3 protein-coding genes are annotated in these 12,074 nt (G+C 58.1%); all 3 read right to left on the bottom strand.

All coding sequences use genetic code 11. The features are described 5' to 3' along the window. Nucleotides 1-73 precede the first annotated feature (73 nt). The 3 genes from BLV81_RS01945 to BLV81_RS01935 are packed head-to-tail and all read right to left on the bottom strand — an operon-like array spanning nucleotide 74 to nucleotide 12,000. Nucleotides 74-331: a hypothetical protein gene (locus tag BLV81_RS01945; RefSeq protein ID WP_092351879.1), complete on the bottom strand. Its 258-nt coding sequence runs from the start codon at nucleotides 329-331 to the stop codon at nucleotides 74-76. Between the two features lie 60 nt (nucleotides 332-391). Continuing rightward, nucleotides 392-1,186 (bottom strand): hypothetical protein, encoded by a 795-nt coding sequence (locus BLV81_RS01940; RefSeq protein ID WP_092351877.1) that lies wholly within the window; start codon nucleotides 1,184-1,186, stop codon nucleotides 392-394. After that, nucleotides 1,186-12,000, bottom strand: a complete 10,815-nt coding sequence (locus BLV81_RS01935) for a two-partner secretion domain-containing protein (RefSeq protein ID WP_176992706.1) — start codon at nucleotides 11,998-12,000, stop codon at nucleotides 1,186-1,188. The genes BLV81_RS01940 and BLV81_RS01935 overlap by 1 nt, the downstream gene beginning before the upstream one ends. Nucleotides 12,001-12,074 lie beyond the last annotated feature (74 nt).

The following is a 12,074-nucleotide window of genomic DNA, read 5'->3' as shown; positions in this document are numbered from 1 at the left end:
ATTTTTTACCCAAAACACAAATTTAGTTTTCGCGGACAGCGAGGCGACCATCATTCCATCTACCTCGACAAATTTATTCTAAGCCAAGGGACTTTGGCAGACTTTCCACGAACATGGCTTTACGCTCTTCTTTGTACTCCGCGCTCAACTTCTTAAACTGCTGCGCCAAATTGCCGCGCGCCCCATCGTCCATAAGCTGCAATTCCGTTGCCAGTTGCTCCAAAGCTTCTATCGAAGTATCCACGTCTAATAATTTTTCGCTGGTAAATTCCAGGAAGATCGCCATGTCCGCAATGGACTTGACTAAATGGCGATTTATTAAATTGTTCATGGATCCGTAACCCTAAAGAGAAAATTCTCAAACTGCTGTGACCTTGCATGTGAAGCGTCTTTATGTTGTTGGCGGCACAGCTGCGGGTTCTTCAGCAAGGCCAAACAATCCCGGTCTGAACAACTTTTTGAGCATAGTCCGCCGAGCAGACAGCAGCGCAAAATTTTCTGCTACATCGAATAGCTTTGGAGTTAGTGTCACCAAAAATCCCTGACCAATCGCCTCCACCTCAAACCCTTGGGCACACAATTTTTGCATGTCAACCTCGGCGGCATAGTCCTCGCCAAAGAAGGTAGCCCACGCTAAATTCGGGATGCCTCTTTTTTCTAATGTCACCCCATGAGGCCCAGTGATAAAGTCGTTTGCAGCAATGTCTGTTTCAACTGCAGCGCCAAATGCGCCACGTCTGGTTTCAATATCAGTGAACAAATGCAGCGTGGCAAATTTTGGTTGTGCGAGCACACAAAGGCGATGAAACAACCCTGCCCAATCGACCTTCTTGTCTCCATCAGCATCGAACGTAAGCCACCCGAGATGGAGTTGACCGCGCTGATTCACCAAGGTGTGATGTATTTCCCCCCTGCTTTTTACCGCCTTGACGCGCCTCCACATGGAATTCCACTTGGTAAAAGTGCGTCCATAAGAGCCAGCATCCATCACTACTTCTGGAGCCCAATACTCCTCGCAAGCGGCAATACCATTAAATTGCTTTTTTATTGCTTCGACGTTATCAAAATACTCCGGGACCAACCGCGGGTCAGTCTCGCAAAATGCCTCTAACACTTGCTTACCAAACTCCCATCTTGTTGTATCAAGACGGGTGGTGATTGAAAGGCGAATTTTCGGTTTGCTCATTAGTGCGGTCTATTCAATATAGGAGTCAATTTTTGCGTCGCGGAATCAAAGCGATACACAGCGCCACCTGCCTTTTCTATTGCTGCCCATAGCGTTGCCGATATGGTTTGATTCGCAGTACTTACAACCAAGGTATAAGGAATGCCGGTCTGCGTAGAATACTGAAGTTGCGCCCTAAGTTGGTCATCCATCGATAGATTTATAACGTCCTTGGCCTCAACGATTCCTGCAGGCCGTCCCAAATTATCAGGTATCGTCGTTACCTTAGCACCACCGGGTAGCGTGACGGTAACTGGTGTGGTGTTCTCCGGCAATCCGGTCGCCTGATTTAATGCGTTCTGAAACTTTCGACCATTCGCCCAATTTTGTGCAATTTGCGAACTGCCCACCTCAGAATTTGCCCAGGTGACTCCATTGCTTGCGTCCGTGCGCAAAACCGGCACCTGCTTGCCGGTGCTGTCTATCGTAAAATATTGACCACCCGACCTCTGAAATACGGGTGTCGCACCATCACTCGCAACTCCTGCGAGATTTAGAGATCCTCCCCCTGGCCCAGTGAAAGTCCCATCTGCATTAGCTACATAGCCTTTGGGAAGATTGGGAGCGCTGTTCGCCGTATTCGCCGCCCCATCCTTAACCGGATGCGCCATCCCCCCATCGGACAACCCATTTGGCCCCGCATAGGGTTCATCGCCCACTATCTGATTGCTGCCTGCCCCGCCCTTATTTGTGGCAGCACCATCTCCTTTTAATGAGTCTTTTAGCGCGCCTTTTAACTTACCGAGCGCAGTTCCGCCAATTTTCCCACCCAATTCACCAAGTGCCAAGCCTTCAATCGCCAGACGCTGCTGCGTAGCCCAATTGAATTCCGACATATAGCCCGCCTCTTCGGCACGCCCTTGCAATTTTAAGAGGGACGCATAATAGGCTTCCATTTGCTGGGTTTTATATATACCGGTATCACCGTTGGTGACGGTCGCCCACGCAGATGAAGGCAAATTCCAAAGTCCTTTGCCAAGAGTCTTGACGTCATCCAAAAGACTCGCCATGCCAGCATCTTTAAGACCGACCTCTTGCCCAGAGCGATAGCGCGTTGCCCAATTATTTAGCCTTGATTCATCAAAATTATTCGCTAAATATTTGCGTACATCGGTGTTGTCTCCATATGCACTAAATAGCGGACGCAGATTGATGGTTTCATTCAGATATTCTTGTTTAGTGGCTTTAAAGAAATCATGTTTTGTACCGTCGCTATCAAGGTAAAACTGCCCCGAAACTTTGGCTTCCTGCACAATGAATTTTTCAGCAATGCCATTGCGTCCGTTCAATGCGGTCCAATGCGCATCGTCCATGGCCGCGCCCGAGCGGTCGAGTTCACGCCCGGCCTCGTCGAAACTCAGTACACGGCCGGTTTGATCCGCAACATATTGTATATAGCGGTTGATGCGGTCTTTGTCGTGCAAAAATTTGACTTCGTCTGGATGCAATTGTCGATTATTGGCATCTACATTCAATCCCGAAGCCGCCCCAGCAGCACCGCCAATCGCCGCGCCCAATGCCGTTGCTGCAATCTGCGCCAGCCCCTGCTTCAGGTCTTTCGGCAGATCCATCTTGTTGATTTCATCGCCGATGACGTTCATCGCCGTGGCTGATGTAAATGCCCCGGCTGCGCCTCCTAGTCCGCCTGCAAGTGCGCCTGTCGCCGTGTGCAACGCGACACGATAGGCGCCACCTTCGGCCCATTTCGCAGCCTCTGCCTCATCGCCGTTTTTGATGGCTTCCTTCTGTTTTTTGTCGGCGTAATCACCAATGTTCTTGGCTGCCAACTGCCCAAACGTCGAAGTAATCTGCACCTGCGCTGAAACATCATCCTTGAGCTTCTGACCATCCCAATCCTTGGTCAGCGCACCGCTGCTATCCTTGGCCGTGCTGACATCGCGATTGATGCTGGCGACGGTTTGAGTAGCCGTAGTCCCGGTTTTAGCCTGTTGCGCCGCATCGTCGGTGATCGTGACGACGCCGCCGCTGATGCCGCTGCGGGTGGTGCTGCTACTGCTGCCGCTGGCGCTGCCTATCCCTGCCGAGGTGCCGGTGCTGCCGGTCTGGATGGTTTGCAGCTTCTGTCCGCCGATGGTTGCGGGAGCGTTGCTGCTGCCGTCTGCAGCCTTGCTATCGCCGTTGTCGCCACCCACCCCAAAACCACCGCTGACGCCAAAGCCGCTGGCGTCGAAATCGCTATGGTTCTTGATATCGACCTGGGTCAGGGTTTGCGTGCTCAGGCTGTTCTTGTTGTCCTGGATCGCCTTGTCGCTGCTGACGATGGCGCCGCCCTTGAGGTCGGTGTTGCCGTTGACCTTGATCTGGAAACCGCCGTCGCCGGCGGCGATGCCGGATTGCTCGCCGACGCTGGCGAAGCTGCCGTTGACCTTGGTCTGGTTGTAATTGCCGCTGGCGGCAAAGCCGTAGCCGATGGTGACGCTGCCGCCTATGCTTTGGTCCTTGCTTTGGTAGTTGCTGGTGTCTTGCAGGGACTCGATGTTGAGGTTGCCCTTGCCTGAGGTGCCAACATCGGCAATCACTTGCCGTGCGCTGGCGACACCGCCCTTGATATTGGTGTCGTGGCCGGATTCCAGCGTCAGCGTATTGCCAGCTACAACGTGGCTGTTGTTTTGGGTGACGTCGTCGCCATCGGCCTTGCCGCGGCTGCCGGAGGCGTTGGCGGTGACGCCGAACGCCAGGCCGTTCTTGCCGTAGGTGGCGGCAATCCCGATCGCGGCACTGCTCGACGAGCTGGTGCTGTGCTGGTCGCTGGTGCTTTGCGTGGCTTGCAGGTTGATGTCGCCGTCGGCTTTGATGCTGGCGTCTTTGCCGGCGCTGATGTTGCTGCCCAGGATGTTGACGTTGCTATCCTTGTCGGCGCCGGTGGCGCTGATGGCGAGGTTGCCGCCAGCCGCTACCGAGGAGCCTACGGCGGTGCTGCTGGTTTGTTTGCTTTGACTATCGCTCTTGCTGGCGCCAATAGTCAGGCTGACCGTGACGCTTGGATCCTGCGCTGCCTCGGCCGCTGCTTTGGCGCTCATGGCCGCAGCTGCGCCTGCCAGCAGCTTCATGCGTGAATCGTTAGTCTTCTTGGAGGCGTCACCCATCTGATCTATCGACTGCAGGGCGCTGATGATCGGGCTGCTGACACCCAGCGACAAGCCGCTCTGCTCGGTATGCGTCTTGCTGTTTTGCTCCGTGGTGTCATAGGCTGCGTTAATGTCGACCGCCTTGGCTGCGATGCTGATATCACCAGCCGGCGCCATTACCTTGCTGCCTGTTTGCGTATAGTGTTCACCGGCGTTGATGGTGATATTGCCGCCGGTGGAACCGATCACGCTGCCGGTATTGGTAACCGTCTTGAGGGTGTTCTCGTTATCCTGTTCCTTGCTGCCCAGCGTGATGCTGGCGCCGGTACTGAAGACGCCGGAGGTTTCTTTCTTTTCATACGAGGATTGCGCGCTCTTGCTTTGCGCCGTCACGATATTGACGTTATTGCCAGCGGCCAGCGTCACGTCCTTGGTGCCGACCACATTGCTGCCCTGCAGATTGATGTCATGTCCGGCGACAGTCAGTACGCTGTTGCCGGACACCGTGCTGCCCTCTGCCTGTTGCAAACTGCTGTGCTTGGCAATCGTGGTGGCGGTGGTGGACATGGCGTCGCCGCTCTTGACGTAGCTTTCCTGCACCGTGCTGTGTTCGGTGGTGATGCTCTTGATCGTCACGTCATTGTTGGCGGCCAGCGTGACTTGCCCGTTCTGGCTGGACAGATATGCAGCAGTCAGGTTGATATTGCCGCTACCCGCCAGGGCCACAGCGTTGCCGTTGGCATCGATCGTGCCGCTCGGCGCGCCGGTGGCCCTGACTGTCAGGTTGTTACCGGCGTTAACGTTGCCGCCGACCAGTGTTTCGTCGGCGCTGCCGATGCGGTGGTACTCCTTCTTGCCGACAGTCTGGATATCGTTGACGACACTATCCTTGACGGCTTCGATGCTGACATTGCTGCCTGACAGCAGTGCATTGTTGCCGGCGTTGAGATTCGCGCCTTTCAGCGTCAGGTCGCCAGTTCCGCTCTGGCCTGCCGCCAGGCCCAGATTGTTGTTGGCGTTGAGGCTGGCGAGCTGGTTGCCGACCGTGCTTTCCTTGATGAAGCCGGTGCGGCCTTCGACGCTATGGCCTTTTGGATTTTCAACATCGATCTGATACTGCCCGGTGACAGCGCTGACCTTGATGTCGCGGCCGGCAGTGGCGATCAGGTTGCCGCCAGTCGGATTGTCCGCGCTGGCGGTGCCAACCGCGCTGACATTGGCGCCCTTGACGGTCAGATCGCGCACGGCGTTCAGGGTTACCGTCCCGCCTTGCACCGTGGCGTTACGATCAATATTGGTGCGGGTGCTGGTGGCCTCCGGATTGACGGTGTCGATGGTGCGGGTCTGCAGCACGATGTCGCGTCCGGCCAGCAAGGTGACGGTGGAATCGTTGCCAGTACCCTGGATCACGCCGGACAGGTTGACCAGATCGTTGCGGGCGCGGGCCACGATGTCCTGGCCGCTGATGCGGCCGCCTTGATTCAGCAGATCGTTACCGGCCAGCAGCGTGGTGCTGTTGCTGGCGGCGATGCTGCCGCTGTTGACCAGATCGGCATCGGTCTTGATCATCACGTCGCCGCCGGCGATCAGTGCGCCACTTTGCTGCAGATCGCCGCCTTGCGGACGGCGCAGGTAGACTTGCGGCACCAGTACTTGCTGGGTGCTGCCATCGGCCAATGTCACGCTGCGGCTCACCAGCCACACGATGTCGGTGGTGAGATTGGCCATCTGCTCTGCCGACAAGGCAACGCCCGGGCTCAGCTGATACTGGTTGGCATAGGCGACGCCGGCGTTCATCAGCGCCTTGTATTCATCTTCGGTGCTGGCGTAGCCGGTCAGATAGCGGCGCCCTGTCAACGCCAGGATCTGGTCGTTGATCAGTTGCTGTTCGTAAAAGCCGTCGCCGTAGCGCTTCAGGTTGCGCTCCGGATTGCGATTCAACGCTTGCAGGAAATAATCGCTGGAGAGGAATGTGCGCTGGTTGGTAAACCGGGGATCGGTTTCCACCAGGTAGTTGGCGCCCGGTTCCGGATGGATCTTGAACAGGCTGTTGTTGGGCAGGGTCAAACGCGGCACTATCGTCAAAATGACATCGTGAGCGCGCAAGCCGGTGCCATTTGCCGCCACGCTTTGGACTACCGGCAAGGCATGGCCGATGCTGTTGGCGCCGGCGCCTGTCGCCAGCACGGCATTGACTGCTTGTGCACCGATGATGCGAGCATTGCCGGTGGCAGTGCTGATGGCGCCGGCGACGCTGCCGTCCGGATTGGTGGTGGCGACGGTAAGATTGCGGCTATCGGTCTGGTTGCCGGCGTTTTGCTGGTATACCACGGTCGGCAGATCGACGCTGAGGACTTGCGGGGCCGCGTTGTATGGCTGTGCGCCGTCCCAGCGGCGGCAATGGCTGCCGCCCAGGAAGCCGCAGCTATCTACGTGGGTGAATTCGGCAGTGCCGTTGTAGGTGGTGCGGTTTTCACCCTGGGTGGCCAGATTACTGACTGTAGGACCAACGATGCTGAGTGCGCCGCCGGCAACAATCTGGCTATCCTGATTAGTCACCGAGCCGCTCAACGTCATGCTGCCGCCGGACAGTATCTGCGCCGGCGCGCTGCTGACCACTTCGGTGTGGCTTGAGGTCGCTGTGACCTTGTACCAGGTGTAATCCTCGAACTGATCCAGCCGGTTGTCTTCCCGGACGCTGGCATTGTAGCTATCGATTTTGGTGGACAGCGCATCCAGTGTCGCTTCGTAAGCAGTGCTCCAGACGCCATAGTCTTTGCGCCACTGTACGCATTGCGGAGTGTTCAGATCCACCATGCCGCTATCGGTGCTGAAGGAGCAACCGCCCTGGCCATTCGGCTCGACTGGCGCTGCCGAGGAAACCGGCGTGACGCCGAACTGGGCAAACACCGGCGAATTCCAGGGGTAGTTATCCAGTGTGTAGCCAGGAGTACAAGTCTGGCTGTCGCCACCGCCGCTGCACTGGTCGGGCACCACGGTGCGGGCCGTGGTGATGGTACTGCGCTGACCGTATTTGTCGGGATGGACGATGCAATTGACCTTGTCGCCGCCACCGCCGACGCCGAAACAATCGGACGCCTTGTATTTGGTGGCTGAGCCTGAAGGCTGCACCTGGTCTTGGTTAATCGATGGATCAAGCACCACTCTGGTGACCAGATGATTGTCGCGATTCAGCAGATTGGCAGCAGTAATCGCCAGATTGCCTTGCGCTTCGATCTTGGCGGAGGCATTCAGCAGGTTCTGCACCGATCCTTGCAAATTGCCGTTGCCGTCAATCGCGCCGCCGATACCCAGATCGCCCAGGCTGTAGATCAGCCCGCCTTCGGTATTACTAAGACTCTGGACGCCGATCAGCAAGGTATTGCGGGCGGCAATCGTGCCACTACCGCTATTATTGATGGCGCCGCCGCTGATCTTCAGCAGATCGCCGTAGATGCGGCCGGTGTTGTTGGTGGTGCCGGCATTGATATTGGTGGTGACGCCGTCGATCAAACCGGTACTTGTATTAGTGAGCGTGCCGCTGACATTCAGATTGGTGGTGTGGGCGCTGATCTCGCCGGAGTTGTTCAGGTTGCCGGTATTGACGTTGAGCGTATCGCCCGAGGTCATGCTGCCGCTGTTGCTGATGTTGCTGGCGTTGACGGTCAGGTTTTTCTGGGCCGACAGCAAACCGGTGTTGTTGTAATCGCCGTTGACGTTCAGCGTGACGGCGTTGCTGGAGGCAATCGTGCCGCCCAGGCTGTTGCTGCTGGTGGTGACGGTGGCGCTATTGTCGCCGACGATCTTGCCGTTGGCGTTACCCAGGCCGATAGCGTTGATCGAAACGTCGTGCTTGGCGCTGACCAGGCCGCCGCTGTTATCCAGGCTGGCGGCGCCAAGCGTGGTGGTGAGGACCACGTCCTTGCCGGCTTTGATGCTGCCGCCGGCATTATTGATGACGTTGGCCTTAGCCCGGATATTGGTCGCGCTGATATTTCCCGCTGCGCTGTTGTCGATGCTTGCTGCGTTGAATGTGGCGTCGCCGTTGGTTGCGATCTGGCCGGCGTTGTTGCTGATGCTATTGCTTGCCGTGACACCGAGATCGCCCAATGACTGGATCAAGCCGCCGCTGTTGAGCACATTGGCGGCAGTAATCGTGTTGCTGCCGTTGGCAACGATCTGGCCGCTGCTGCGGTTATCCAGATCGCCGGCGACGGCCAGCGTCTGCCTGCCGTTGCTGGCCAGGTAACCGGCCTGGTTGTTGAGGCTGCCGCCCTTCACATCCAGCGTCCCGCCAGACACAATGCCGCCGCCGTTGCCGCTACTTGTATTGGTAATCGCCTGGCCGTTGCTGTCGATACTGGTGTTGCCAACCGATTGCAGCAAGCCCTGGCTATTGTTGAGCGCGGCGGTATTGGCGGTGAGGTTGCCGGCTGCGACAATCTGCGCTGCCGTATTGTCGAGCGTGCCCGTGGTGAGATTGACATCCTGGCCGCTGATCAAGCCCTTTGCATTGCTGGTATTGCCGGCAATTAGCGCGGTGTTGCCAGCCGCCTGGATCTTGCCGCTGTCATTGTTCAGTGCCTGGCCACCGGTATTGACGGCGGTAGTACCTTTGAGCGAAGCGATGGTGCCGCCGCTGTTATTGAGTTGCGCGCTGGCGATGTCGAGATTGCCGCTGGCGACGATCTGGCCGGCGCTGCTATTGTCCAAGGCCTGTCCCTGGGTATTCAGCACCAGGCTGGAACCGCTCGCGATGGTGCCTGCGGCATTGCGGATTTCACCCGACTGCAGGTTCAGTGCCTGAGTGCCGATGATTTGGCCGCCGGCATTGTTGAGCAAGCCCTGGCCCAGTTTCAGATCGGCCAGCTGCTTGGCGCTAACCACGCCTTGCGTGTTGTCGAGTGTGCTGGCGTCCAGGTTGAGATTGCCATTGCTGGTGATCTGGCCGCGATTATTCTGGATTGCAGCAGCACTGGTGACGGCCAACGCATTCACCGCCGACACCAGGCCGGCGCTATTGTTGACGCTGGCGGCAGCCAGGTTGACTGTATTGTTGGCCGTGATCTGGCCGGCCTGATTATTCACTGCGCCGGCGTTGATCGTGATGGCGTTGGTCGACTGCAGCGCGCCACCGTTGTTGGACAAGGCGCCGCCGCCCAACTCCAGATCTACCTTGCCGGCGCTGGCGTCCGTGGTATTGCCGGCGACGATAGTCGAGCCGTCATTGTTCAACGCGGTGGCATGCAGATTCAAATTGCTGCCGCTGGAAATCAGCGCGGCGACTGGAATCTGTGCGCCGTTGGCATTGCTGGTGACAGCGCCTGCCTGGATATCCACGGCGCCGTTGGCCAGGATACGGCCAGCGGTATTGGTCAGGCTCTGGCCTGCCGTATTGATCGCCAGCGCCGCGCCGGACGAGATTTCGCCGCCGCTGCTGTTCAATGCCTGGGTGTTGAGCGTAGTGCCTGCGGTGCTGGTGATGAGTCCGCCGACGTTGCTGGCGACGCCTGTATTGAGCGTCAACGCGCCTTTGTTCGAGGCCAGAATCGCTTTGCTGGAACCTATCGCATCGTTGCTTAAGGTTCCGCTATTGATCAGCAAGGCATCGCGGGCAATGATCTCGCCGCCGTTGTTGATCAGGCTGGCGGACTGGATTTGGGTTGCGCCGGCAGCAGCGCTCGTGGTGGTCCCCGAAGCTATGCTGCCTTGCGTATTGTCGATAGCACCGGAAGTGGTCAACGCCAGGCTGCCGGCGGCGTCGATGGTGCCCTGGCGGTTATTCAGGCTAGCCAGATCGAGTGTTGCCGCGCCACCATTTTGGGCGCGCGAAGTCAACTGCCCGCGCGTATTGTCGAGCGCACCGGCGCTGACATTTAAAGATGCATCCGATACCAGCGTACCGGCCGTATTGTTGAGCGCGGCGCCATTGGCGTTGATGGTCAAATCGGTTTTGCCCGACAACACTCCGCCCTGGTTGCTGATGCCTTGCGTAGTTGTAATGCGCGTGCCCTGGTCGCTGGCAACCAGGCCGTTAGCATCGTTGACCAATTGCTGCGCATTGATGACGACCGCCTGGCTTCCCATCAATTTGCCGCCGCTATTATCCAGCTTGCCCGCTGTGGCGACCGTCAACTGCCCGCTTGCCAACATCGTGCCGCCGAGGTTGCTGACCGACGCCGCCTGTATCCCGGCATTCTGGCCCGCTTGCCATACGCCGCCGGCGTTGCTCAACTGGCCGCCGGCGCTGGCATTCAGATCATAGCCGGCAATGATATTGCTGGTGCTAGCCAGCAGATTGCCGGAGCTGGCAGTCAGGTTGAGGTTCTTGTCGGCGTTGAGCTGGCTGCCGGAAAAGCTGAGGCTTTGCGCCTGCAGATTAAGATCGCTTACGGCTAGCAATTTGCCGCCGGTATCCGTAATGCTTGCCGCATTCAGATTGAGTGTTCCGCCGCTGACAATCGAGCCGCTGTTGCCGGCCGCGCCATTGATCGCCAGCGTCAGATTGTCGGCGCTGCGCTGAATGATAGTCCCGCTATTGTTCAAGGCGCCGGCATTCACGTTCAACTGCCCTTGGGATTCCAGCGCGCCCTGCTGCGTCAGATTGCCGCCGCTGCTGATGCTGGTGCTGCCGTCGCTTTGCGTCTGCCCGGTCAATGTAGTGTTGCCGCTGGCTGCCAGCTGGATATTCTGTTTGGCGTAACTGTCCTTCAAGGTCAGGTCGCCGTTGCTCGACAACACCAGGTTGCCCTGCAAGGCGGCCACCCGGCCGCTGCTGTTGACGCCGAGGCCCTGCTCGGTCGAGACCATATACACCTGGTTGGCGTACATGCCGCCCAGATCCTTGATATCGATTGCAAAACGCGGCGCAGCGCCGCTGCCGGCTTGCGGCGTGGCTTGCAAGCTGCCGTACAGCACCTGGTTGGCGCCGGCCAGGGCGTTCAGATTCTTGGCCCAGACTTCGCCTTCGATCACCAGACCGCGGGCGATCAGGTCAAGCTGCTCGATATTGGTGGCGTTCAGGCCGCCGCTGCCGATCGTCAACTGACCCTGGCCGACATTGAAACCACTGATTGCGCCGTTCGCGCCAAACTGCGTCTGCCCGGTGGTCAAGGTGCTGCGATTGGTATTCAGGAAGCCGCAGCCATCGCAAGTGATGCCGTTCGGATTGGCGATGACGATGTCGGCACGTTGTCCGGCAACCTCGATGGTGCCGCGCAATTGGCTGGGGTTGCTCGACACCACTTCATTGAGAATGATGCGGGCTGGCCTGCTCCCTAGTTGCAGATTGCCGGTAACCCAGCCGCCCAGTTGGGTTTGCGTGTTGCCGGCGCTGTTGTTGAGAATCAAACCGTTGGGATTGACGTTGAACTGATCGTATTGATTGCGCGAAACGCCGCCGGCGCTCGGTGGCGCGATCAGTACAATCGGCACGCCGTTCTGTGCCGCGTCCATCAACGGACGCTGGCCGGCAGGCGCATTTGGCGACGGCGCAATCGGCAGGTTTACTCCGGCCTGTGCCGGCAACACGGCAAAGATGGTCTGGCAAAGATACAGGGCGAGCATGGCTTTCGCCGTCCGCCGCATCCAGGAACGCGGAGCGGAATGCTCCGACAGCGTCAACGCCAGGCGGTCCGGCGCGCTAAATACGGCTTGCTGCTGTGTTTGTCGTTGCTGCGATTTCATGACTTCCCCGTTCCCGTAACTCATTTAATTGCACAAGCGCAGCCGGCCTGGCTGCGCCTGTGCGGTATCTCATT

The organism is Collimonas sp. OK242 (genome assembly GCF_900107095.1).
GTDB lineage: Bacteria > Pseudomonadota > Gammaproteobacteria > Burkholderiales > Burkholderiaceae_D > Collimonas.
The sequence above is the reverse complement of the archived record's forward strand: the minus strand, read 5'-3'. Positions and strand labels throughout refer to the sequence as shown.

Bases quoted from the DNA above. Each gene is read 5' to 3' on its own strand.
- BLV81_RS01935 (WP_176992706.1), bottom strand. From the start codon at position 12,000: ATGAAATCGCAGCAACGACAAACACAGCAGCAAGCCGTATTTAGCGCG.
- BLV81_RS01940 (WP_092351877.1), bottom strand. From the start codon at position 1,186: ATGAGCAAACCGAAAATTCGCCTTTCAATCACCACCCGTCTTGATACA.
- BLV81_RS01945 (WP_092351879.1), bottom strand. From the start codon at position 331: ATGAACAATTTAATAAATCGCCATTTAGTCAAGTCCATTGCGGACATG.